The sequence below is a fragment of the Wenzhouxiangella sp. AB-CW3 genome (assembly GCF_014725735.1).
Classification (GTDB): domain Bacteria; phylum Pseudomonadota; class Gammaproteobacteria; order Xanthomonadales; family Wenzhouxiangellaceae; genus Wenzhouxiangella.
In genome coordinates, this window is the sequence record NZ_CP061368.1 from 3503363 (window position 1) to 3525738 (window position 22376).

The 22376-nt window shown below is 62.4% G+C and carries 22 protein-coding genes; 8 read left to right on the forward strand and 14 right to left on the reverse strand.

Annotated features, from left to right (window positions below; genetic code table 11):
* Positions 1–36 precede the first annotated feature (36 nt).
* On the reverse strand, positions 37–2016 hold the full coding sequence (locus IC757_RS15130; RefSeq protein ID WP_190975115.1) for a lytic transglycosylase domain-containing protein: 1980 nt from the start codon (positions 2014–2016) through the stop codon (positions 37–39).
* 57 nt (positions 2017–2073) lie between these two features.
* Here IC757_RS15130 and IC757_RS15135 point away from each other — a divergent pair, with 57 nt between their 5' ends.
* Complete coding sequence (locus IC757_RS15135; protein WP_190975116.1) at positions 2074–2868, forward strand: sulfite exporter TauE/SafE family protein; 795 nt, start codon at positions 2074–2076, stop codon at positions 2866–2868.
* Here IC757_RS15135 and IC757_RS15140 read toward each other — a convergent pair.
* The 3 genes from IC757_RS15140 to IC757_RS15150 all read right to left on the reverse strand — a co-directional run bounded on the left by IC757_RS15140 (position 2803) and on the right by IC757_RS15150 (position 5012).
* Positions 2803–3624, reverse strand: a complete 822-nt coding sequence (locus tag IC757_RS15140; RefSeq protein ID WP_190975117.1) for an endonuclease/exonuclease/phosphatase family protein — start codon at positions 3622–3624, stop codon at positions 2803–2805. The two genes, IC757_RS15135 and IC757_RS15140, sit on opposite strands and share 66 nt — an antisense overlap.
* A 6-nt stretch (positions 3625–3630) precedes the next feature.
* On the reverse strand, positions 3631–4302 hold the full coding sequence (locus IC757_RS15145; RefSeq protein ID WP_190975118.1) for a thiol:disulfide interchange protein DsbA/DsbL: 672 nt from the start codon (positions 4300–4302) through the stop codon (positions 3631–3633).
* Between the two features lie 89 nt (positions 4303–4391).
* Complete coding sequence (locus tag IC757_RS15150; RefSeq protein ID WP_190975119.1) at positions 4392–5012, reverse strand: c-type cytochrome; 621 nt, start codon at positions 5010–5012, stop codon at positions 4392–4394.
* 84 nt (positions 5013–5096) lie between these two features.
* Between IC757_RS15150 and yihA the strand changes: the two genes are divergently transcribed.
* Positions 5097–5738 (forward strand): ribosome biogenesis GTP-binding protein YihA/YsxC, encoded by a 642-nt coding sequence (yihA, locus tag IC757_RS15155; protein WP_223846156.1) that lies wholly within the window; start codon positions 5097–5099, stop codon positions 5736–5738.
* Here the strand turns inward: yihA and IC757_RS15160 are convergent.
* The gene (locus IC757_RS15160) at positions 5702–6115 is read right to left on the reverse strand and encodes a PilZ domain-containing protein (RefSeq protein ID WP_190975120.1); all 414 of its coding nucleotides are present in this window, start codon (positions 6113–6115) and stop codon (positions 5702–5704) included. The two genes, yihA and IC757_RS15160, sit on opposite strands and share 37 nt — an antisense overlap.
* 142 nt (positions 6116–6257) lie before the next feature.
* Between IC757_RS15160 and dusB the strand changes: the two genes are divergently transcribed.
* The gene (gene dusB, locus IC757_RS15165; RefSeq protein ID WP_190975121.1) at positions 6258–7253 is read left to right on the forward strand and encodes a tRNA dihydrouridine synthase DusB; all 996 of its coding nucleotides are present in this window, start codon (positions 6258–6260) and stop codon (positions 7251–7253) included.
* Here dusB and IC757_RS15170 read toward each other — a convergent pair whose 3' ends face one another.
* Together IC757_RS15170 and IC757_RS15175 are read right to left on the reverse strand one after the other, a co-directional pair.
* Complete coding sequence (locus IC757_RS15170; RefSeq protein WP_190975122.1) at positions 7254–8480, reverse strand: CaiB/BaiF CoA transferase family protein; 1227 nt, start codon at positions 8478–8480, stop codon at positions 7254–7256.
* The gene (locus IC757_RS15175) at positions 8477–9355 is read right to left on the reverse strand and encodes an NAD-dependent protein deacetylase (protein WP_223846157.1); all 879 of its coding nucleotides are present in this window, start codon (positions 9353–9355) and stop codon (positions 8477–8479) included. Before IC757_RS15175 ends, IC757_RS15170 begins: the two co-directional genes overlap by 4 nt.
* A gap of 125 nt (positions 9356–9480) precedes the next feature.
* On the opposite strand from IC757_RS15175, the gene hemB reads away from it, so the two are divergent.
* Complete coding sequence (gene hemB / locus IC757_RS15180) at positions 9481–10473, forward strand: porphobilinogen synthase (protein WP_190975123.1); 993 nt, start codon at positions 9481–9483, stop codon at positions 10471–10473.
* A gap of 99 nt (positions 10474–10572) precedes the next feature.
* A complete protein-coding gene (gene aroE / locus IC757_RS15185) occupies positions 10573–11400 on the forward strand; it encodes a shikimate dehydrogenase (protein WP_190975124.1) in 828 nt (275 codons plus the stop codon).
* 83 nt (positions 11401–11483) lie between these two features.
* Here the strand turns inward: aroE and IC757_RS15190 are convergent, their stop codons facing one another.
* From IC757_RS15190 to IC757_RS15205, 4 genes are all read right to left on the reverse strand, one after another.
* Complete coding sequence (locus IC757_RS15190) at positions 11484–11918, reverse strand: universal stress protein (protein WP_190975125.1); 435 nt, start codon at positions 11916–11918, stop codon at positions 11484–11486.
* Positions 11919–11991: 73 nt separating this feature from the next.
* Positions 11992–12825 carry a symmetrical bis(5'-nucleosyl)-tetraphosphatase gene (locus tag IC757_RS15195; RefSeq protein WP_190975126.1) on the reverse strand — a complete coding sequence of 278 codons (834 nt, stop codon included), beginning with the start codon at positions 12823–12825 and terminating at the stop codon, positions 11992–11994.
* On the reverse strand, positions 12822–13709 hold the full coding sequence (locus IC757_RS15200) for a cation diffusion facilitator family transporter (RefSeq protein WP_190975127.1): 888 nt from the start codon (positions 13707–13709) through the stop codon (positions 12822–12824). The genes IC757_RS15195 and IC757_RS15200 overlap by 4 nt, the downstream gene beginning before the upstream one ends.
* Positions 13706–14206: a dihydrofolate reductase gene (locus IC757_RS15205; RefSeq protein ID WP_190975128.1), complete on the reverse strand. Its 501-nt coding sequence runs from the start codon at positions 14204–14206 to the stop codon at positions 13706–13708. Before IC757_RS15205 ends, IC757_RS15200 begins: the two co-directional genes overlap by 4 nt.
* A 121-nt stretch (positions 14207–14327) precedes the next feature.
* On the opposite strand from IC757_RS15205, the gene corA reads away from it, so the two are divergent.
* On the forward strand, positions 14328–15482 hold the full coding sequence (corA, locus tag IC757_RS15210; protein ID WP_190975129.1) for a magnesium/cobalt transporter CorA: 1155 nt from the start codon (positions 14328–14330) through the stop codon (positions 15480–15482).
* Between the two features lie 96 nt (positions 15483–15578).
* On the opposite strand, the gene IC757_RS15215 is transcribed toward corA, so the two are convergent.
* The 3 genes from IC757_RS15215 to IC757_RS15225 form a co-directional block, all read right to left on the reverse strand.
* Positions 15579–18314 (reverse strand): DEAD/DEAH box helicase family protein, encoded by a 2736-nt coding sequence (locus IC757_RS15215; RefSeq protein WP_190975130.1) that lies wholly within the window; start codon positions 18312–18314, stop codon positions 15579–15581.
* Between the two features lie 94 nt (positions 18315–18408).
* A complete protein-coding gene (locus IC757_RS15220; RefSeq protein ID WP_190975131.1) occupies positions 18409–20298 on the reverse strand; it encodes a site-specific DNA-methyltransferase in 1890 nt (629 codons plus the stop codon).
* Positions 20299–20352: 54 nt separating this feature from the next.
* Complete coding sequence (locus tag IC757_RS15225) at positions 20353–21405, reverse strand: Fic family protein (RefSeq protein ID WP_190975132.1); 1053 nt, start codon at positions 21403–21405, stop codon at positions 20353–20355.
* A gap of 156 nt (positions 21406–21561) precedes the next feature.
* Between IC757_RS15225 and IC757_RS15230 the strand changes: the two genes are divergently transcribed.
* Both IC757_RS15230 and IC757_RS15235 read left to right on the forward strand, forming a co-directional pair.
* Positions 21562–21831, forward strand: a complete 270-nt coding sequence (locus tag IC757_RS15230; protein ID WP_190975133.1) for a hypothetical protein — start codon at positions 21562–21564, stop codon at positions 21829–21831.
* Positions 21828–22367 carry a hypothetical protein gene (locus tag IC757_RS15235; protein WP_190975134.1) on the forward strand — a complete coding sequence of 180 codons (540 nt, stop codon included), beginning with the start codon at positions 21828–21830 and terminating at the stop codon, positions 22365–22367. The genes IC757_RS15230 and IC757_RS15235 overlap by 4 nt, the downstream gene beginning before the upstream one ends.
* The last annotated feature ends 9 nt before the right edge of the window (positions 22368–22376 follow it).

Sequence of the window (22376 nt, forward strand, 5' to 3'; positions counted from 1 at the left end):
CGTCCATGACCGCTCAAGGCTGCTCGTTCCCAGCCGTCAGTCCACGTGGCAGGCGAAACCGGGCCCCGGGGCGTCACTGCCCAGGGCGTATCTGGCCAGCAGCGACGGTCCTTCGCCAAGCTGCCACTCGTAAATCGTGGCAAAGGCCAGCACCCGCGGCACGTAGTCGCGGGTCTCGAAAAACGGCAGCGTCTCCATCCACACGTCGGCATCGGTCGCCGGCCTCGAATCCTGCCACCTCGCCACGGCATTGATCCCCGCGTTGTAGGCAGCGGCTACACGAACCCAGTCGCCGTCATAACGTTCCTGGAGCTCGGCCAGGTGCGCGATCCCCAGAGGCAGATTGATGGCCGGCTCCATCAGGTCAGCCTGCCCGTTGTAACGCAGACCATTGCGACCGGCGACCTCCGCTGCCGTCGCAGGCATGAGTTGCAGCAGGCCGCGGGCGCCAGCCGGTGACAGTGCATCGGCCTGCATGGCGGACTCGGCACGCATCAAGCCGTAGACCAGCGCCGGCTCGACCCGGTACTGCCGGCTCAACGCCAGCACATCTCCCTTTTCGGCCATCGGAAAACGCCATGGATAGGCCCTGCGGTTGCCAGCACTGTTGAGCGCGGCAATGGCACGATCATGCCAGCCATCGGCTGCCGCCATCAGGGCGGCCTGCTCAAGCTCGGCCTGACTCAGACGCCGGCTGACCCGGGTCCAGGTCGTGCGGCCATGCCCGGCAAGCCCCACATGGAAAAGCTCGACGGCACGTTTGAACTCGGCATCGCGCAGCAATCGACGCTGCACATCGGCATCCGGGGACAACTCCTCGCTGCACAGGTTGAGCGGCTGCTGCAGTTGCAGTGCGGCCAGAAAACCGTAGTAGTTGGAGTCACCGGCCAGGGTGCCAAAGGCGACCAGCGCATCGGGACGATTCAGGGCCGCCAGCGCCCGCCCCCGCCAGTAGCGCCAGCGAGACTGGGCCTGCTCATCGACCGACATGCCCTGAATGCTGGCCAGGACCTCGTTCCAGCGATCATGCGCCATTGCCACACGGGCACGCCAGGCCAGGATCTGCTGGTCGCGGACCTCGGCGGGCAGCGCATCGATGGCTTCCAGGGCGTCTTCTTCCAGGGCCACGGCGGCGAACAGTGCCAGTTCGCGCTCAACCCCTGCCCGCTGCTCGGAACTGAAATCAAAACGCGGCGCCAGGCGGGTCCACTGATCCCGGGCACGGGCCTGGTCGCTGCGGGCCAGTTGACGCACACCGGCGCTGACCAGCAGACGACTGTGGGCCTGGTCCGGCCAATGCCGGGCCCGGCGCAATCCATTCTGCGGCCGGGACCGCATCAGCAGCCAGCGCTCGGCCCATTCGCGCTCGCTGGCCGGCAGATAGCGCCTCAGGTAGCGGGCCAGGTTCTGTTCACCGGCATCGACTGCCAGCCGAAACCGTTCCCAGGCCACTTGCGGCGAGGGATTGCCCTGATCGCGCCACCAGGAAAAGACCGGATTGCAGGCATCCGGCTGCGAGCGACCCACTTTCCAAAGTAGCTCGACTTCGGCCTCCAGCCCTTCGTGTTGTCCTTGCACTACCCGGGCATGGGCGACATGACAGCGCACCTCGGTATCCTGGCTTCCCGACCCGTGCAGCAGCAGCGCGTCCCATTGTTCCCGACGCCCCAGGCTGCGCAGCCACGCGGTCTCCAGCCTGCCGGCAAACGACCAGTCCCGGTGGCGGGCGAGAAACTGCTCCATGACGACCTCGGGGACCTTGTCGATGCGCTGGCGCAGCAACTCGAACTCCAGATACGGTGTCAGGGGGTAGTCATCAAGCTCGGAGATGGCCGCCACCACACCGGCCTGGTTACCTCGACGCGCTGCGGCCCACCCCTGGCGAAACACTTCGCGCTGACTATCGCGCGACGACTGGGCGCCATCGGACCCACCCTGGGCGATAGCCGCCAACGGCAACAAGGCCAGGCCGACCAGCGACGCCACAACCATCCGCCAGTAGCTTGCTTTCATCATCGCAACACCCCAAACTGCCTCGCAGTTACCGCATCGCCTGCTGCCGCCTGTCGACTCGTGTTCACCCTGCTTCTCATCCTGCTACTTGTCGGAGTTGTTGCCGGCATTCTCGCCGGACTGCTCGGAATTGGCGGCGGACTGGTCATCGTACCGGCGCTCACCTGGCTCTTGCTAGGACTGGGAGTCAGCGGTGATGCCGCCGTGACCGTGGCCGTTGCCACTTCACTGGCTACCATGTTGCTGACTGCCGGAAGTGCCGTCTGGTTCCAGCACCGACGCGGCGCACTGGACTGGTCTGCCATTGCCCGCCTGGGACCGGCCATGGCCCTGGGCGCGGGCGCGGGCGCCGCACTGGCCGTCTGGGTGCCGGGCCGGGGGCTGGCGATCTTCTTTGCCGTGGTTGCCGCGGCCATTGGCCTGCGCATGCTGCTGGCAGCCAGCCCGCGATACATCGACCGGCCTGCCCGTCCCAGGCTCTGGTGGCTGGCCGGCCCGCTGATCGGTGGCATTTCGGCGATGATCGGCATCGGCGGGGGCACTTTCAGCGTGCCCTACCTGGCTCGCAACGGCTTTGCCATGGTCAAGGCCGTGGCCGTTGCCTCGGCCTGCGGCTGGCCCATTGCCGCGGCCGGTGCCCTGGTCTTTGTACTCTCGGGCCCCGCGCCGGAGGGGCTTGCCTGGTCTGTCGGACAAGTCTGGCTGGCGGGCATGGTCGGCATCGGACTGGGTGGAATGGCAGGCGCCCCGCTGGGCGTGGCTCTGGCCCATCACCTGCCGGCCAGGCGGCTAAGACGCCTGTTTGGGGGCATACTGATCATCGTCGCCATTCGCATGGCCACCGGCATCGGGTAGATCGACATCCTGGTGCAGGTTAACCACCATCGACAGGGGCCGGTGGTCCGAATAGCTCACGGGCAGGACTTCCAGTTCGGCAATGTCCATATTGGGCGAGACCAGGATATGGTCGATGGCGCGCTGCGGTCGCCAGGACGGAAAGGTGAGATGGCTGTCGGGAATGATCAGGCCGGCCTTGTCGCAAAAGCTTCGAAGCTCTCGCGAGTCCGGCCCGGTGTTGAGATCGCCCATGGCCACGACATGCGGATACTCCCTGACCAGCCCGGCGATGTAGTCAAGCTGCTGGGCGCGTGCCCGCCTGCCCAGGGCAAGGTGCAGAACAACCAGCCACAATGCGGCATCGCCCTCGCCAAAGCGCACCACCATCGCGCCCCTGCCGGGAATCGCGCCGGGCAGTTTGTGTTCCTCGATGGCGCTGGGCTCGACACGACTAAGCAGGCCGTTGCCGGCGTGGGCAATCATGCCAACCTTGCGGTTGCCCTGATGGTTCCAGAACGGAAACCGCGCATGGGTGGCGAGGTACTTGGCCTGATTGAGAAACCCGGAGCGCAGGCTGCCGCAGTCGACTTCCTGCAGAGCAACGATGTCGTAGTCGGCAACCAGTTCGGAAATGGCATCCAGGTTGGCGATGCGCTGGTTGTTCGGCAGCACCTGACGCCAGCTACGGGTGACGTACTCGCTATAGCGGCCCGTCGTGGTGCCGGCCTGGATGTTGTAGCTCAGCAGCCTGAGCTGCCGTGAGGGCGCAACCACCTCGGATCAGCTTTCGGCCGCTGCGCCCTGCTCGTCTTCATCCCCGCTCGCGGCGGTTTCGAGTTCGGCCGCTTCGCGTTCGACCAGGTACTGGACCGCTTCGAGCATGTCCTGGTAGCTGTCGAAGCGGTTCGGCTGCACCCGCCACTTGCCATGCACAATCATCGTGGGCGTACTGCGGATACCGAACTGGCGGATCAGGTTGCGATTCTGGCGCATGCGGGAGTCCACCGCAAAGGATTCGGAGGTATTGAGAAACTCCTCGGCCTCGACACCGAACTCGGCATAGAAGTCGGCGATATCATCGAAGCTCTGGAACTGGCGCCCTTCATCGTGCAGGGCATTGAACAGAGCCTCGTGCGCAGCGGAATCGATGTCCATGACCTGGGCCGTGTAATAGGCCCGTGCGAACAGATCCCAGCCCCGCTGCAGGGCAACCGGCAGCCGGCGGAAATTGACATTGTCGTCCAGTTCTTCTTCCCACGCCTTTATATGCGGCAGGAAATTGCGACAGGCAGGACAGGGATAGGCGAACGCCTCGACCACCTCGACCTGTTCGCCCGACACGGAAACCGGGGTGACAACACGATGATAGTGTTCGCCTTCCCGAAACGATTCGGCCATGGCCGTACCGGCCAGGACAATGAACCCCAGCGACAGTGCAGAGAACTTCAGCATGAACGACTCCGTTAGTCTTGTCATATCGTGAATGTCATTGACCCGTGCGGGTCGGCCTAGTTCCACCCCGACACTTCAACAGTGAAACCCTATCGCGCCCGATGCAGGCCCTCGATGTAGGAGCTGACCGCCTGAATTTCCTCATCGGTCAGGTTACGTGCTGCCGCCACCATGATCTGGCTGTAGGGGTCGTCCTCGCCATGGTGTTCACCGGCACGGTAAGCCTCCAGGCGCGCGACCGTGTAGTCGGTATGCTGGGCGCGCACCATCGGAAAGTGAGCCCCCGGAATACCATCACCGGAGGGACCGTGGCAGGCCGCACAGGCCGGAACGCCGGTGTCGTGGTTGCCGGCCTGGTAGACCTTCTTTCCAAGCTCGACCAGGTCTTCGTCGGCCACGCCGGGCTCGATGCGCTGCTGCTCGTAGAACGCCGAAATATCGGCCAGCTCCTGATCGGACAGGTCGGCCACCATGGGATACATCTCCGGCACGTTGCGCTTCTGTTCACGAATCAGAATGCTTTGCCGGGTTGCGTAATCCTGATGCTGACCGGCGAGCTTCGGCCAGATGCTGACCGTGCTGTTGCCGTCCACGCCATGACAGGAGGCGCAGGATGCGGCCAGTTCTTCACCGGCCTCCGGATCGCCGACACCCACCGCCATGGCCGCCATCGGCACCCATGCCATCAGCATCACCAAGAATCGAGCCATTTCCGTGGTACTCCTGAATTGATTGAGAATGTTTGAAAGACTGAACCTGATATTATCGCCGCTCAGCCATCCGTGTGCCAGTCCGTGAGTGCAATTCGTCGTCTGCTCAGGCAGGCAGAGTACCTGATCAGCGTCCACAACCGGTCGCAACTGCCCCCGGATCAGGGGCGGGAAGTCGCCATTGCCGGGCGCTCGAACGCCGGCAAGTCCAGCCTGATCAATCGCCTGTGCCACCGCAAGGCACTGGCGCGCACCAGCCGCACGCCCGGCCGCACGCGCCAGTTGGTGTTTTTTCGACTCGATGACCATCGTCACCTTGTCGACCTGCCAGGTTACGGCTTTGCACGCGTCGGCGGTGACCTCAAACGCCACTGGAAGGGGCTCATCCAGGGCTATCTGGAAAAGCGTCAGGCGCTGGCCGGACTGGTGATCGTGATGGACGTGCGCCATCCGCTCAAGGACAGCGACATCGAACTGGCCAACTGGGCCGGCAGTCGCGGGCTGCCGCTGCACCTGGTACTGACCAAGGCCGACAAGCTCGGCCGGGGCAAGCAGAGCGAGGCGTTGCTGGGTGTGCGCAAGCTGGTTGATGCCAATGTCGGGGTTCAGCTTTTTTCCGCCACCAGCGGGCAGGGAATCGACGAGCTCGAGACGGTGATGGCGGACTGGTTTCTGGGGAGTGCCGACGATCAGTCGGCCGGGCGCAGCGAAAGCCCCGGCCAGTAATCTAGCTGTGTTAGCTCGCGGTCGAGCAGGCTGACATCGCCCAGATTATCTTCGATCAGCAGCTTCAGGCTGCTGAAACTTTCGGGATCGACACCCCGGAAACGGCAGGCCAGTCGCTCGGCTTCAATCCGCACCACCGAGACTTCCATGGTCATGCTGACTTCGGCGCCGTTGATCTCGCCACGTACGCTCAGGCCAAGCTCACCCGCGTTCTCTTCCAGGGAAACCTGAGTCAGGCCGGGCACCTCCAGCAAGGCACCATTGAGCGAAATATCGAGCAGCACGGCTGGCACGCGGGAACTGTCACCGACTCGCAACAGGGCTTGCGCCTGAAACGGGAAGCGGTGAAATCGGCGACGTTCGCTAACTGGGGACACGTGACACTCCGTTCGGCTCGGAACCGGCTTCGCGGCAACAAGGCCCAATGCCTTTCACATGAATGATAGCACCTTCTCCGGATTCTCCATCCCGGCATCCTCAAAGTGTTATATTCGAGCGGTCAGGCTCGCAGACCGCCCCATGCATATCGGCCCCCACCAGATCCGTCCCGCGCTTGGACTGGCGCCCATGGCCGGCGTCACCGACAAGCCGTTCCGCCTGTTGTGCCGGCGACTGGGCGCGGGCCTGGCCACCTCGGAAATGACTACATCCGATCCATCGCTGTGGCATACGCGCAAGTCGCGCGAGCGCATGGACCATGCCGGTGAACCCGGACCGGTGAGCGTGCAGATTGCCGGCACCGTGCCGGAGGTGATGGCCGCGGCGGCGCGCCACAATGTCGAACATGGCGCCGAAATCATCGACATCAACATGGGCTGTCCGGCCAAGAAGGTCTGCAAGGCCTGGGCCGGGTCGGCACTGATGCGCGACGAGGCACTGGTCGTCCGGATCCTCGAGGCCGTGGTTGCGGCCGTCGACGTGCCGGTCACCCTCAAGATCCGCACCGGCTGGGATGCCGAACACCGCAACGGACCGACCATCGCCCTTATCGCCGAAGACTGCGGCATCCAGGCCCTGGCCGTGCACGGCCGCACGCGCGACCAGAAATACCAGGGCGAGGCCGAGTACGACACCATTGCCGCAATCTGCCAGTCGCTTTCCATTCCGGTCTGGGCCAACGGCGATGTCGACAGTCCGGAAAAGGCCAGCAGGGTGCTCCAACACACCGGTGCCGATGGACTGTTGATCGGACGCGCGGCCCAGGGTCGCCCCTGGATTTTCCGCGAAATCGCGCACTTCCTGGCCACCGGCGAGCGACTGGTCGAGCCCGGCCTCGACGAGGTGCAAGATATTCTCGTGGGTCACCTGCGGGCCCTGCACGCCTTCTACGGCGAGACGCGCGGAGTGCGCATCGCGCGCAAGCACCTGGGCTGGTATGCCGCCGGTCGAGCCGACGAGCGCGCGTTTCGTCGCCACGTCAACCGGGCCGAAAGCGCATGCGAACAGCTCGATATCGTGCAGACGTGGTTCGAAGGACTCCAGCGCGGCGAGACGCCGGCGGTACTGGCCGCCTGATCAGTCCGGCCTGGCCGCCACCACCCCAGCCTGCAAGAGCGTCTCTATGTACTCCTCCTCCAGCGCCAGACATTCACGCAGCACGTTCCGCGTGTCGGCCCCAAGCAGCGGCGGGGCCTGCCGGTAATCAACCGGGGTAGCGGAAAACCGCACCGGGTTGGCCACCAGCGGCAGCCCCTCACGCAAAGGGTGATCCATGGGCCGGACCATCTCTCGCTGGCGTACCTGCGGATCGTCAAAAACCGCGTCGAGACTGTTGATCGGAGCGGCCGGAATACCCTCGTCAGCCAGCGTTTCAAGCCAGTCGGAAACGGCACGCCCGGCTATGACCGGCTCGATCGCAGCGATCAGTTCGGTGCGATGCGCCACCCGGTCGTGGTTGCGACGGAAGCGTTCATCATCGATCCAGTCCGGGTGCCCGGCCAGACGGGCAAAGCGCTCGAACTGGGCATCGTTGCCCACTGCCAGCATCAGGTGACCATCAGCACAGGCGAAAGCCTGGTAGGGCACGATATTGGGATGGGCAGTACCCTGGCGCCCGGGCACCTGGCCGCCAATCAGATAATTGGCCGCCTGGTTGGCCAGCCAAGCGACCTGGGTGTCGAGCAGCGACAGGTCGATGTGCTGGCCCTGGCCGGTGGACCAACTATGCAGCAAGGCGGCCTGAATGGCGCTGACTGCGTACATGCCGGCCATCAGGTCGGCCACCGCCACGCCCACCTTCTGCGGCCCGCCGTCGGGCTCGCCGGTGATACTCATCAAACCGCCCATGGCCTGAATCGCCGCATCGTAGCCGGACTGGTGGGCGCGTGGCCCATCCTGTCCGAATCCGGTAATCGAACAAAAGACCAGGCCGGGATGAAGTTCGCGCAGGCTGGCCCAGTCCAGCCCGTAACGGGCCAGGCCACCGACACGGAAATTCTCGATCAATACATCACTCTTGCAGGCCAGCTCACGCACCAATTCCTGGCCACGTGGTTCGGCCAGATTGATCGCCACCGAGCGCTTGCCGCGATTGGTCGAAAGAAAATAGGCCGACTCGCCGGTTTCATGACCGGCATCGTCGCGCAGCCATGGCGGACCCCAGCCGCGCGTATCATCGCCGGCACCCGGACGCTCGATCTTGATCACTTCGGCGCCGAAATCGGCCAGGATCTGGCCGGCCCAGGGTCCCGCGAGAATCCGGGAAAGTTCAAGCACCCGCACGCCAGACAGCGGACCACTCATGTCATGGCATCCGCCAGGGTTTGCAGGGCGCTCATGCAATCGGCATCCACCTTGAAGCGCAACCAGCGCTCGGCCCGCATGCGGCCGCGATTGAGTGCGACCACCGGCAGACCACGGTCCGCCGCCTCGCGCACCAGACGAAAGGCTGAACCGACCACCAGCGAGCTGCCCACGGTCAAAAGCGCATCGGCCCTGGCCAGTTCCCGTGCCACACGTTCACGAGTCGCGGTCGGAATCGACTCGCCGAAGAACACGACCTCGGGCTTCAGGCGCCCTCCGCAGGACTCGCACGGCGCAACTTCAAAACCCGGCCAGTCCCGCGCATCAAGTTCGGCATCACCGTCGGCATTGAACCCCAGCACACGACCGTGCCAGTCCTCGTTCAGTCTGGACAAACGAAGCTGCAGTGCATCCCGGGCCTCGATCTCCCCACAATCCAGGCAACGCACCCGGTCGAGCCGGCCATGCAGATCGATCACGGAGCGCTGGCCGGCCTGATGGTGCAGGCCATCGACATTCTGGGTAATCACTCTGCCGACCCGGCCGGCCCGAGCCAGGCGACTCAGGGCCAGATGCCCGGCATTGGGACGGGCCTTCGACATCGCCGGCCACCCGAAGTAACTGCGCGCCCAGTAACGCCGTCGAGTCGCCGCGCTGGCCATGAACTCGGGATAAAGAATCGGCCGCCGCTGCAACCAGCGCCCCGCGCCATCGCGATAAGCGGGAATCCCCGACCCGGTGGAACAACCCGCCCCCGTCAACACCAACACCCGCCGATGCGAGACCAGAAAATCCCCCAGCGCCGACACCCCAGCCACCGGCGCCACTACCCCGGCACCACCACCCATCTCCGGAATCCGAATCCTCGCCACCATCCCCAAAGTCTACCCCCAAAACCCTCTCCCCACTTCACACTTCACACTTCACACTTAACACCCAACACCTAACACCCAATCTTCACCCCTTATAATCCCCCCATACCCCGATCCAGCGTCTGACCATGTTCCCACTCACCCGCATGCGCCGCACCCGAGCCCACGCTTTCTCGCGCGCACTCGTGCGCGAAACCCGACTGTCCGCCAGCGATCTGATTCTGCCGGTTTTCGTGCTCGAAGATGCCAGTGGTCGCGAAGCCGTGCCTTCCATGCCCGGCGTCGAGCGTCTAGGGCACGATGGACTGTTCGCCCAGGCCGAGCGCTGCCTGGCGCTGGGCATTCCGGCCATGGCGCTGTTTCCGGTGGTGCCTGCCGAGCGCAAGAGTGAGACGGCCGAGGAAGCCTGGCGCGAAGATGGCCTGGTGCAGCAGACCGTGCACGCACTCAAGCAGCGCTTTCCCGAGTTGGGCGTGATTACCGACGTGGCGCTGGACCCGTACACCAGCCACGGTCAGGACGGCATCATCGATGAGACCGGCTATGTGCTCAACGATGAAACCGTCGACGCGCTGGTCAGGCAGGCGCTGAGTCATGCCGCGGTGGGTGCCGACGTGGTCGCGCCTTCCGACATGATGGATGGACGGATCGGCGCGATCCGCGAGCAACTCGAAGCCGACGGCTTCGCCAACACCATGATTCTCAGCTATGCGGCCAAGTACGCCTCGAGCTACTACGGGCCGTTTCGCGACGCGGTGGGCTCGGCCGGCAACCTTAAGGGGGCGACCAAGGACAACTACCAGATGGACCCGGCCAATTCCGACGAGGCCCTGCGCGAAGTCGCCCTGGATCTCGACGAGGGCGCCGACCTGGTGATGGTCAAGCCGGCCCTGCCCTACCTGGACATCATCCGGCGCATCAAGGATGAATTCGGCACACCAACGCTGGCCTATCACGTCTCCGGCGAGTACGCCATGCTCAAGGCCGCCGCGGCCAACGGCTGGCTGGACAACGACAAGGTACTGCTGGAAACACTGACCGCCATTCGCCGGGCCGGCGCCGAGGGTATTCTGAGCTATGCCGCCATCGAGGCAGCCGAGATCCTGGAAAGGAGAGTGTAAAGACAAGACCAAGGAGCGCGAGGAAAAAGCCATCACTCAATGCCGTCAAACCACTCCCCGCCTCCCGCCTCCCGTCTTCCGTCTCCCCAAACCGATCACATGCAATCAGCTCACCCCATCAAACTTGCAGTATTCGGCCAACCGATCAGCCACAGCCTGTCACCGCGCATTCATGAAATGTTCGGCAATCAACTCGGCATTCCGGTGGACTACCAGGCCATCGAATCGTCACCGGAACAACTGCCCGAGCGGCTGATCGAGTTCCGGGACAGCGGCGGCATGGGGGCCAACCTGACCCTGCCGCTGAAAGAAACCGGACTTGAGCTGTGCGAGTACGTTGACATCGGGGCCCGCTATGCCGGGGCGGTCAACACGCTCAAGGCCATCAAGTCGGGCTGGCATGGCTACAACACCGATGGTGCGGGCATGATGCTCGACCTCGATCGGCTCGGATTGCAGGTCAACGGCCGCAATGTGCTGCTGATCGGCGCCGGTGGCGCCGCTGCCGGCCTGCTCGAACCTCTGCTGGCCGCGGGACCGAACTTACTGTGCATCCTCAATCGCACACCGGAGCGAGCCAGCACACTGGTCGACCGCTTTGCCCACCGCGGCAACCTCTCCGCGGGCGGACTGGAAGAAGGGCCGGATTTAACAGGATTCGACCTGCTGATCCAGTCCACCAGCGCCGGCCATAACCAGGATGGGCTGACGCTCAGGCGCGACTGGCTTAACGACAATGCCCGGGCCTACGACCTCAACTACGGCCGGGCTCACACCGGCTTCAACCAGTGGTGCCAGAACAACGAACTGCCGGTCCACGACGGACTGGGCATGCTGGTGGGCCAGGCAGCTCTCGCCTTCGAGATCTGGACCGGCAAACGCCCCGAAATCCAGCCTGTTCTGACGTCAATCAGGGGAGTTGTCTAAAACGTGAGTCGTTGATACGGGAAAACCATGGCAAACGCTCATCCCCCGTTCACCTTTCACCTCTCACCTTTTCCCTTTCATCATCAACTCACCACCGTCACCGGCGTATGAGTATGACGAATCACCTTGTCGGAAACGCTGCCGAGCAATAGCGAACCGATCTTCGACTGTCCCCGCCTGCCCATCACCAGAAGGATGTCGCGGGAGTTACCCAGCCATTCGATGATTTCTTCGGCCGGGTCGCCGATCAAGGCCAGCTCTTCCGGCTTTTCCGGCCGGTCGCTGAGCTGTGAAAGCGTTTCATCAAAGACCTTGCGGGCTGACTGTTGGCGCGCCTGCTCCAGTGCCTCCGGCCCGAAGCCCAGGGCGCCGCTGGCATCATCTGTCGCCATCGGGAAAACGTGCAGCATGGTCAGTGAAGCATTCATGCTGTCGGCAAGACGTGCCGCCACGCGCGCGGCGCGCAGTGCTGCATCCGAGCCATCCACAGCCACCACCACTTTGCGAAACTCATTCATGTCGTTCTCCTGTTGTCGGGGAAGTCTGCTTCAATCCCCAGAGCATGCCACAGTGACTATTATGTTGATCGCTTCAGCCGGGCCTGCGGCGCCTTTCACACTCAACCGCAACCAGTTGCTTCCGCCCTTCTTCGAGTACCAGCGCGGTCAACTCGCCACCCCAGACACAGCCACTGTCCAGACAGATGACCTGGCCCTCGCGGTAACATCCCAGCATCGACCAGTGACCGAATACGATGGTCCAGTCCGCCCAGGCTGCATGCAGGTACCGGAACCAGGGGCTCACGCCGTCAGGCGCGTGATCAGGATCGCCCTTGTAGTCGAGATCGAGAATACCGTCCTTGCTGCAGAAACGCATTCGTGTCAACACATTGGTGATGGCACGCAAACGTTCCTTTTCCGGTTGATCCGGTTGCCACTGTTTCGGGTGATCGCCATACATGTGCTCAAAGAAGGCCCGCGGATCAGCGGCCAGGGCCGATTCGAGTTCCGCAGCACGGGCCTTGGCCGTATCCGGACTCCAGCGAGGATCGACACCGGCATGTACCAGCGCCAGGCGCCGCCGATCACTGGCCCACATGAGCGGCTGCCGACAAAGCCAGTCAAGCAGCTCCCTGCCATCACCGGCATCGAGAATGGCATCAAACTCGGCATGCCCTCGCTGTCGCCGGCGCACACCCCAGGCATAGGCCAGCAGATGCAGATCGTGATTGCCCAGCACCGTCATGGCGCGATCGCCCAGTGAACGAATCAGGCGCAATGTCTCCAGCGACTGCCCCCCACGATTGACCAGATCGCCGGCCAGGCGCAGCTGATCGCGGGACGGATCGAATCGCAGCTTTTCCAGAAGACTGGCCAGACCGTCGTAATGCCCCTGGATATCGCCGATGAAGATCTCGCGTGTCATGGGCTGTGCTGGCGATCAATGTGCGGGGCGATGCTCACCACGACATCGGCAACGGAAGCCGACTGCTCAAGCAGCCGACGCCGAACCCTGGCCGCAATCAGATCGGCTTGCTCAAGCGCCAGATCCGGATCAAGCAGCACGGTGACGTCCATGACCACCGCACCCCCCATTCGCCGCGTGCGAAGGTTGCGAAAGTCACGCACACCATCCACGCCCATGATGATGGAGACCAGCTCGCGCCGCTCACGCTCGGGAATGGCGGTATCGACCAGTTCGACCACGGCCGAGGCCACGAACTGCCAGCCCATCCAGCCGACCATTGCCGCCACGACGATAGCGGCGGCGGAATCCAGCCAGGCCACGCCGATCATGACGCCGGCCACGCCGACGATCACGACGATCGAGGAATACGCATCGGAGCGATGATGCCAGGCGTTGGCCTCGATCAGTTTCGAGTCGGTCTTGCGCGCCACCCGGCGGGTATAGTGAAAGAGCACTTCCTTGACCACCACCGACGCCACGGCCGCCGCCAGCGCCAGAAGACCCGGCTGCTGCAACCGGTCGGGTTCGAGCAGCCGGCCGACCGCGTCGATCAGAAACCCGGCGGCAACTCCCAGCAGCAGAAAGCCGACAAGGGCAGATGCCATGGTTTCGATGCGGGCATGGCCGTACTGATGATTGTGATCAGCTTCCAGCGAACCCCAGCGTGCCGCGCCCAGCACCACGGCGTCGCTGACCAGATCGGAAAACGAATGCACGCCGTCGACCACCAACGCCTGCGATTGACCCAGAATGCCGGCAATGACTTTGCCGATACCCAGCAACAGGTTCCAGACCGCACCGACCACGGTCACGCGACGTTTGGCCGGCCAGTGCTCGATCATGGCTGCGGGCGGCGGCAGAAGGAGCAGAAGCTGAGCGGAAAAGGATTGGCATCGTCGGCGGCGCGGACCGCCATGGACTCAAGCTGCCATTGCTCGGTCGGCCAGGCCGGGAAGTGGGTGTCGGCCTCGACATCCGCATCGATAAAGGTTAGCTCCATGTGCGTGGCCACCGCCAGGGCCTGGGCGTAGATCTCGCCGCCGCCGATGACCATGACACGCTCATGTTCCCGGCAGACCGAGAGCGCCTGGTCCAGTCCAGCGGCCAGTTCCACGCCTTCGGGCAGTTCCGGGCGTCGCCGACTGATCACCACATTGAGACGCCCGGGCAGCGGCCGGCCGATGGACTCGAAGGTCCGCCGCCCCATGATCACCGGATGGCCCAGCGTGACCGCCTTGAAATGCCTCAGATCGGCAGGCAGGTGCCAGGGCATGCCCCCATCCCGCCCGATGGCTCGGCGGCGGGCCATGGCGGCAACCAGTACGATGTCCTGGGTCATGAAAAAGGGGCAACTGCAGTCATTTGTCGCAAATGATAACCGCCCGCCCCATCCGATACTGCTTTGATCTGTCTTCCGCCTGCAGTATGTTGGAACCGGCAAGGGCATTCGGAGAAAGCACATGACGGTAGGCGAACACCTGCAGCAGCTCCAGGAAACCGCGCGCCGCTTCCTGCGCAGCGTGGTGGACACACCCGTGCATCACCTATTCGGACAGCCGCAGCGCAGCAGCCAGCGCAAGTCCGGGGCGCCGCCCGGCACCCTGTTCATCGCACCCGATGCCGCCGCCACCCGCGTGCGGGTGTGGCGGATCGACGAGCAGGGAGTGGAATTTCTGGACGACCCGGACACCCAGGCCATTGCCGAAGCACGCCTGAAAGGCGGTCGCATCTGGCTGGATGTGGCCGGGTTTGCCGATGACGAGCGCCTGCGCGCCCTGGGCGAACTGTTCGATCTGCACCCCATGGTGCTGGCCGACCTGGTCAACATCGACCGCCAGACCAAGGTCAACACGCTTGACGAGCAGGCGCTGATCGTCCTGCAAATGCTGCAACTGGAAAGCGAGCAGCATCTGCCGGGGCTGGGACAGCTCGGCCTGCTCATCGACGGCGACCTGCTGCTGAGCTTTCGCGAGCGCCCCGAAGACATCTTCTCGCCGGTGCTCGAGCGCCTGAACCGTCCCACCAGCCGGCTCAGAAAGGAACCCTTGGATTACCTGGCCTGCGCCCTGCTCAACCTGGCCGTCGATGCCAGCTTCCCCGTGGTCGAGGCCCTGGCCGACCAGATCGACGAGGCCGAGGACGAGGTCATGTCCGGGCGCGGCAATGAACTGCTCGGTGACATCCATCGCCAGCGCCGCGCCCTGATCACGCTGGGCCGCATCTTCTGGCGCCAGCGCGACCTGATGGCCCGCCTGCTCAGGGACGAGGAAATCTTCCGGCGCGAAACCCACATCTATCTCAGGGACGTCTATGACTGCACCGTGCAACTCATGGACATGGTCGAGACCACCCGCGAACTGGCCGCCAGCCTGGTCGAGATCCACCTGTCGATCAGCGCCAACCGCACCAACGAGATCATGAAGACGCTCACCATCATGGCCAGCATCTTCATCCCACTGACCTTCATCGCCGGCGTCTATGGCATGAATTTCGAGCATATGCCCGAGCTGATGCATCCCTGGGGCTATTTCGGGGTGCTCGGCGTCATGCTGGCCATCGCCGTCGGCCTGCTGCTTTGGTTCCGCTACCGCGGCTGGCTGGGAGACAAATCCTGACCCGCCACGGGGTGCGGGGCGGTGTCCTGGTGCACGGGCATTCAGACTTGTCCGGATCCGGACCCCGGGTGAACTCATCTCACCGGGAACCTTCGGTTACCCGAGCAGTTCGCGAAGCTCTTTCACCCGCCGAAACCGCACCTCCTCGAACTGCTTGAAATGACGCTTGCCGCACTTGACCTTCATGCGCTCGATGGGCCGCAACAGCTCGGCGCCCGGATCCTCGCGCTCGCTGGTGCCCTTGGTCTCGGCGACGAAGTAGAGGGTGTCTTCGCCGCGCAGCACCAGCGCCCAGTCGGGGTTGTACTGGCCTACCGGAGTATCGATGGTGAACCAGCGCGGCAGCTTGAAATAGAACAGCACGTCGTCGTTGTTCTCGCAATCCTCGGCAAAACGACGCTCGGGTGCAGACTGCCCGTCCAGCACGATATGGGAAAACAGGGTCTTGTCCGGCTCGTTGACCGGGTACACATTGCTGGCGAAGACCTCCATCAGGTCCGAGTCTTCGAAGCGCCGCATCTCATAGACACGGTCACCCACCTTCTGGTATTCAACGCCGGCAACCAGCAACTCGCGCAACACGGTACGGATCAGGGCGGCGGTCTGATCGATAAAAGCCTGGGGATGATTCAGGGCCTCTTCCAGCCGCCCGCAATCGAGCAGAATCTGGCCTACCGTGGCCCGTGACAATCCAGTGCGGCCCTGCACCTCGGCAATCAGGTCCGGCATCTGAAACGTCGCGGTCACGTACTCGGGACGAATGCCGGTCACGCGCGAATCGATACCGGCCCGGGTAATGTCCAGCTCAGTCCGGGTCAGCACCACCTGCGGGCGCTCAATCCCGGGCAGGTCGGTGCGGATGCGTTCCGCCGCCTGCTCGATCAGGTCATCGGTCGAGTAATTCACGCGATACCGGGTGCGCTGACGAATCCGTTCCCACAGCGCCAGAAAGTTGGGATCGGCCTGGTAGCCCTTGCGCAGCCGCACGGTGACTTTCTCACGCTCGTTCTTGACCAGGTCGGCGCGGAACTCCACGCCGTCGGCGGCCATCTCGGTCTGGAGCTGGTTGGCGAAGTCGACGTAGGTTTCGTTGGCGATCACCGTCAGGCGGTTGATATGCCGGTCCATCACCCGCCGGCCCTCCTGGTTCACACATAACCGAAGACCCCGGCCGATTTCCTGGCGCTTGCGCATCTCCGAGCGGGTCTCGGCCAGGGTGCAGATCTGGAACACGTTGGGGTTGTCCCAGCCCTCGCGCAGCGCCGAGTGGCTGAAAATGAAGCGCAGTGGCTCGTCCACATCCAGCAGCCGCTCCTTGTCGCGCATGATCAACTCGAACGCCCCGCCCTCGGCCCCGGACTTGGTCTTGAAGCTGGTTTCCGAATAAGGAGAAACGGCCTGCTTGTCGCGGGCGAAATAGCCATTGTGGACCTGCTCGGGCTCAAGCTCGTAAATCCCGGCAAACTCGGGCAGTTCAGCATAGCGGGCATAGATTTCCTCGAACCACTGGCCAAACGGCCCCAGCGTGGTCGAGCCGTCTTCGTGATAGACGCGATAACTGGACACCCGGTCGATAAAGAACACGCTCAGGACCTTGATGCCCAGCGGCTCGAGTTTTCTCGCCTTCTCGAAATGCCGGCGGATGGTGGCCTCGATCTGCATGCGCATGACCTGCTCGCCGGCCGCGCCGTGCGGCACGCCCACGCGCACCGTCACATCGTTGGCAAAACGCACGAACCCCGACTCGGCATCGATCTCGTTGACCACGAAACCATTGCGATAGATCTCGCGCTGCTTCGAGAGCTTGTATAGATCGCTGCCGTTTTTCAGCGTGACGCGCCGCTTCTTCGGCCCCCTGGCCTGGTTGACCCAGATGGTGGCCTTGGCCGAGATGCTACGACTGGTCGAAGAAAAACTTTCCAGTTCCACGTAGGCCTGGTTCTCGGTACTGCCATCGACCACCGAATCCACGCTGATCTGCTTGACCAGCCCCAGTTCATAAGCGCGCACCGGGTCCAGGCTGTAGACCCGGTTGTAGGTCTCGCGATGGGTAGCCGAATAGCGCAAAGCACACATCGGATTGAGGCGAGCGATGGCGCGCTTGCGCTTGTCGGTTTCCAGGTTCTGCGGCTCATCGAGGATGACGATGGGATGGGTCTGCTGGATAAACTCGATCGGCCGAATGCCGGTCTCGCGCAACTGGTTGATCACGTTGCCCTTCGCACGCGTCGCATTCGGATCGGCATCCTTGGCAAAGGCATCGATATTGATCACCAGCACCTGCAAGGCATCCGACAGGGCGAAATTGCGCAACTGATGCAAGCGGGCCGACTCGTAGACGGCAAATTCGGTGCGCCGGGCATCGTACAGGCGACGAAAATGATTTGCCGTGACCTGCAGCGACTTGAGCACCCCTTCGCGAATCGCCACCGACGGCACCACGATCACGAACTTGGAAAACCCATGGCGCTTGTGCAGTTCGTGAATGGTTCGCAGGTAAACATACGTCTTGCCGGTGCCGGTTTCCATCTCCACGGTGAAATTGGGAAAGTTACCGACCTGCTCGCCATCGCTGTCAACCAGCGGCTCCAGCCGCTCGCAAGCCTCCAACCCATTGGCCCCTTGCACCACCCGCAGATTGTCCAGCCACTGCTCGGGGGTGAGCACACAGCGATTGGCAATACCAACCTCGGTCAGTTGCAGGCTGGTGGCGGCATCCTGCCTGAATTGCGCAATCCCGGCCTCCGGTCCCGGTTGGCCTTTGAACAGATCGGTGACCGCCGAGATGGCTTCGAGCTGGTAGTCCTGGTTGGCGTCAAATCTTAGTTTCATGATTGAAAAGCTTTTCACCACAGAGGGCACAGAGATCACAGAGAATAGAAAAGACCAAGGACCGTCCTGAATTTCTGTTGGTCGACATGCCGGCTCACAAACAGGTGAAGCGAATGCCGGCATCGCGGCATTGCAGGGAGAGGTTGCTCTTGAGCTGGTCGGAATCCTGGAAGACCGAATCCAGGGTGACGATCTGTTCTGGCTTGCGCTCGATCAGCGGGTCGATCATGGCTTCAGTGAAACCTTCCAGCACGAACAGCACCTTGCCCTGGTCGATGGCCTGGACCGGGTGACCGGCGATCTCCAGGAATTCAATGGGCGTGGTCAGTTCGTAGCCAAGCTTGAGCAGCAACTCGTGGAGCACGGCCTCGGCCTCGGCGCCGTCCTTTTCGGATTGGGTGAACAACTTGACCTGCTCGGCCAGTTCCTCGCCGGTTTCGATATCCTCGCCGCGCCATTGGCGAAAGTTGGACGGGGCGAGTGAATAGGCCTGAAAGCCCTCGCCTTCCGGCAGCTTGTTGACCAGGTCTTCGGATTGCCTGAGGTCGTCGAGCACGGCGCGGATGCGGGTGCGGGCAACCTGGGCGATGTCCGAAAACTCGCTGTTGTCCTTGTCCAGTGGCTCGGGGAGCTGGACCAGAATGCACTGGCGATGGCCGTCGTCTTCGGCGTTCTGGCGGAGAACGGCTTCCAGGGTGGTACCCGATCCCGCGAAAAAGTCCATTACGATTTCTGGCTCATCAGCAGTCGTTGCCAGTTGCAGCATCCGCCTGATGAGCTGTGTCGGCTTGGGGGTATCAAACACCAAGTCGGAATTTGGGAATTCAACCAGGCTGATCAGTTCTTTCTTTGCTTTTTGAGTATGCCCGACCTCCTTATAGGCCCACAGTGTTTGCGGCACCTTTCCTTGCTTTACCTCGGAAAGAAATCGCTTGATTGCAGGCGTATTATTTCCATCCACACCCCACCATATACGCCCATCTGCATCCAGCTCCTCAAACTTCTTCTTCGACACACGCCAATACATTCCAGGCGGTGGACCGTCAATGACACGTCCAGAAGGGCACTTTATTGAATAGGTGCCTTGGCTATAGAAATTTCGTGCGGAAAGATCACTAGCCTTCCACGGCCCTCTAGAGTCATTATCCTCATTCCCGTATCTAGCCTGCATTTCGTCAGACCGGGGCAACAGCTCTGGAGTCCACAGGTCAGCGTTTCGGGCGTAGACCAGGATAAAGTCATGATCCTCGGAAAAATGACGCGCCGTATTTTTTGGGGAATAGACTTTCTGCCAGATCACCGTGGCCACAAAATTCTCGGCCCCGAAAATCTCGTCCATCAGGCAGCGCAAATTGTGCACTTCATGATCATCGCAGGAAACAAAGATCACCCCCTGTTCGTGCAACAGGTTCCGCGCGATATACAAGCGGGGTAGCATCATGCTCAGCCAATTGGAATGGTAGTGGCCGGATTCGCGGCTGTTCTTGCGGAAAAAGCCTTCGCGCATCAGGCTGCCGTCGTCGTCGAGCTCATTGATGCGCTTGAGGTAGTCTTCCTTGCTTTCCTGGAATCGGTCCGGGTAGACGAAGTGGTCGTTGCCAGTGTTGTAGGGTGGGTCGATGTAGATCAGCTTGACCTTGCCGAAATAGGCCTTTTGCAGCACTTTCAGCGTTTCCAGGTTCTCGCCTTCGATGAATACATGGCTGGCGGTGTCGAAATTGACCGACTGGCCCCGGCGCGGCCGCAAAGTGGCCGTGGTCGGGGCCTGCAGCACCTTATAGGCCTCGGACTTGCCCACCCAGTCCAGTCGGTAACGCTCGCCGCCTTCGACGACAGATTCCTCGCCCAGCGCGCGCTTGAGGGCGGCGACATCGATGCGGCCTTCGGTGAAGGCTTCGGGCAGGAGATCCTTCAACGCCTGGCGCTTGAGATCGGCCGGGTTCGGGCTGGTGGCGATGTCGTGATCGTTTTCTTTCTTTGGCATGGCTGCTGCTTTGTCAATTGTCAGGGTTTGGCCCGCCGGCCATGCAAGGCCGGCCTACGATGAATCAATTTGGCGCCATTTGGCGCCGCGGCCGCGGCCGATGACTTCGATCAGGCCTTCTTCGCGCATCTGGCGCAGCACATGGCGGACCATGTCGCGGCTGACATCGGCGCATTCAGCCTCAATCTCGGAGATGGCAAAGGGCTGCGCGCGACGGGATACGGCCAGCCGTACCTGCTCGGTCTTGGCACCGGGTACGGTGCGCACGCGGTGCACGCGCTCCTCGAACTCACGATAAGCGCGAATCAGCGTCCCCCAGAAGTACTCCAGCCAGGGCATCGCGTCATGCCGGCCCTCGTGCCAGCCGGCTGAGCTCTTTTCCAGCGTCTCGTAGTAGCTTTCCTTGCTCTGCTCAATGATGCGCTCCAGGCTAATGTAGCGGCCGACTTCATAGTCGGCCTGGTAGAGCAGCATCAGGCTCAGCAACCGCGCCACCCGGCCGTTTCCGTCGGTGAACGGGTGAATGCAAAGAAAATCCAGGATGGCCAGTGGCACCAGCACCAACGAGTCCTGGTGATGGGCATCCACCGCGCGGGCATAGCCTTCGGCAAGCTGGTCCATCTGGATCGGCGTGAGATGCGGCGAGGTCGGCACGAAACGCACCCGGGTGCTGCCATCGGCCTGGGTCTCGGTGATTTCGTTCGGGCTACTCTTCCAGCGTCCGCCGCGCTGCGGCATGTAGCGATAGAGCATGCCGTGAAGTTGGAGCACGATGTTTGCGGAAAACTCCATCTCGCGCGCCGATTCGTGGATCAGGCCAAGCGCATCCCGATAGCCGGCCACTTCCTGCTCAGAACGATTGCGCGGATCGGTGCGCTTGAGCACCAGCGGCTCCAGCCGCCCCGGCGCCACCGTCACCCCCTCGATCCGACTCGACGACTCGGTCGACTCCACCACCGCCACCTGCCGAAGCGTCTTCAGCGTCTCCGGCGCCTGGTGAAAATACAGACTCTGCTTGCCCCGAAACTCACCCAACGCCCGCAGCGCCGCCAGGTGATCGGCGGTGAAGCTGAGCTCTTGCAAGTAGCCGGAACTGAGGGAACGCATGACTCACGCCTGACAACAATAGGGCAACCTTAGGCGATTAATGAGGTAATTGCAATATGATTACCTTGTTTATGTCAAATGAGCCATTAGAACGGGCTTGACACCAAATGTATCGGTAAAACATGCTACGGAGCAAAAGTAGGGAAATTTCGGAGCATGAGTCTGCCCGAAGGCGCAAATGTTGACAACGGAGTCTGGAGTTTCATAGGCACTTTCCTGAACGAGCACGGTCTACTGGGGCTCGTGCTCCTGTTCTTCATTTTCCTTTTTTGGAGAATGATCTGGGTTGTGTGGTCCAAGGCAATGGAGTCGAAAGATCAGGAAATCGAACGCCTGGTCGAGGAGAAGCGCAGGCTGCAGGACTTCCTGATGCACCGCGTCAGGCTTTCAGCCAAGCCTGACGAAATGGAGGACGAAGAGCCATGACAACCATCATTCTGGTGTTGGCCGCAACCGCGATCATGCTGGCCGGCGCCCTGGTGCTGGCGCTATGCCTGAGCGTGCTTTATGGCGATACATCGGCGTCCTATCGACTTTTTGCCGTCCGGGACAAGCTCGTCCGTCTTGATATTGCCGGGGACATTGATCCCGACGACCCTTGGTTCAACCACACCTACGAACAGGTGAACTCGCTACTGCAATGCAGCTACATGCTTAGCAAGACGCGCGGCTGGATTGTCGCCGACCAGGCTGGAAAGCGGTTTGCAGAGCGTCGTTTCAGGGTTCGCGCCAAGGCTGCCCAGGCCGATGATCATCGCGCCAAAGCACCAACTTCCAGGCCCCCAGAACCCTTGGTTCCCATTCTCCAGGAACTGGATCTGGCGTTAGACCAGCTTCTCAATACGCACATGGGTTGGATCATCCTGTTGAACTCGGCCACCAGGCAGTACAGAAAGCTTTACAAGCAAAAGGCCAAAGAGCTGGATGACGACATTCACCGCGGCCTGCAAATGGCTCATTAACACCCCGGC

What these genes read in the sequence shown, in the direction of transcription:
- IC757_RS15230 (WP_190975133.1), top strand. Translation starts at nt 21,562, where the DNA reads ATGAGTCTGCCCGAAGGCGCAAATGTTGACAACGGAGTCTGGAGTTTC.
- IC757_RS15145 (WP_190975118.1), bottom strand. Translation starts at nt 4,302, where the DNA reads ATGCTGAAGTTCTCTGCACTGTCGCTGGGGTTCATTGTCCTGGCCGGT.
- IC757_RS15200 (WP_190975127.1), bottom strand. Translation starts at nt 13,709, where the DNA reads ATGATCGAGCACTGGCCGGCCAAACGTCGCGTGACCGTGGTCGGTGCG.
- hemB (WP_190975123.1), top strand. Translation starts at nt 9,481, where the DNA reads ATGTTCCCACTCACCCGCATGCGCCGCACCCGAGCCCACGCTTTCTCG.
- IC757_RS15130 (WP_190975115.1), bottom strand. Translation starts at nt 2,016, where the DNA reads ATGATGAAAGCAAGCTACTGGCGGATGGTTGTGGCGTCGCTGGTCGGC.
- aroE (WP_190975124.1), top strand. Translation starts at nt 10,573, where the DNA reads ATGCAATCAGCTCACCCCATCAAACTTGCAGTATTCGGCCAACCGATC.
- IC757_RS15175 (WP_223846157.1), bottom strand. Translation starts at nt 9,355, where the DNA reads ATGGTGGCGAGGATTCGGATTCCGGAGATGGGTGGTGGTGCCGGGGTA.
- IC757_RS15150 (WP_190975119.1), bottom strand. Translation starts at nt 5,012, where the DNA reads ATGGCTCGATTCTTGGTGATGCTGATGGCATGGGTGCCGATGGCGGCC.
- dusB (WP_190975121.1), top strand. Translation starts at nt 6,258, where the DNA reads ATGCATATCGGCCCCCACCAGATCCGTCCCGCGCTTGGACTGGCGCCC.
- IC757_RS15195 (WP_190975126.1), bottom strand. Translation starts at nt 12,825, where the DNA reads ATGACACGCGAGATCTTCATCGGCGATATCCAGGGGCATTACGACGGT.
- IC757_RS15190 (WP_190975125.1), bottom strand. Translation starts at nt 11,918, where the DNA reads ATGAATGAGTTTCGCAAAGTGGTGGTGGCTGTGGATGGCTCGGATGCA.
- IC757_RS15225 (WP_190975132.1), bottom strand. Translation starts at nt 21,405, where the DNA reads ATGCGTTCCCTCAGTTCCGGCTACTTGCAAGAGCTCAGCTTCACCGCC.
- IC757_RS15215 (WP_190975130.1), bottom strand. Translation starts at nt 18,314, where the DNA reads ATGAAACTAAGATTTGACGCCAACCAGGACTACCAGCTCGAAGCCATC.
- IC757_RS15170 (WP_190975122.1), bottom strand. Translation starts at nt 8,480, where the DNA reads ATGAGTGGTCCGCTGTCTGGCGTGCGGGTGCTTGAACTTTCCCGGATT.
- IC757_RS15235 (WP_190975134.1), top strand. Translation starts at nt 21,828, where the DNA reads ATGACAACCATCATTCTGGTGTTGGCCGCAACCGCGATCATGCTGGCC.
- IC757_RS15220 (WP_190975131.1), bottom strand. Translation starts at nt 20,298, where the DNA reads ATGCCAAAGAAAGAAAACGATCACGACATCGCCACCAGCCCGAACCCG.
- IC757_RS15205 (WP_190975128.1), bottom strand. Translation starts at nt 14,206, where the DNA reads ATGACCCAGGACATCGTACTGGTTGCCGCCATGGCCCGCCGCCGAGCC.
- corA (WP_190975129.1), top strand. Translation starts at nt 14,328, where the DNA reads ATGACGGTAGGCGAACACCTGCAGCAGCTCCAGGAAACCGCGCGCCGC.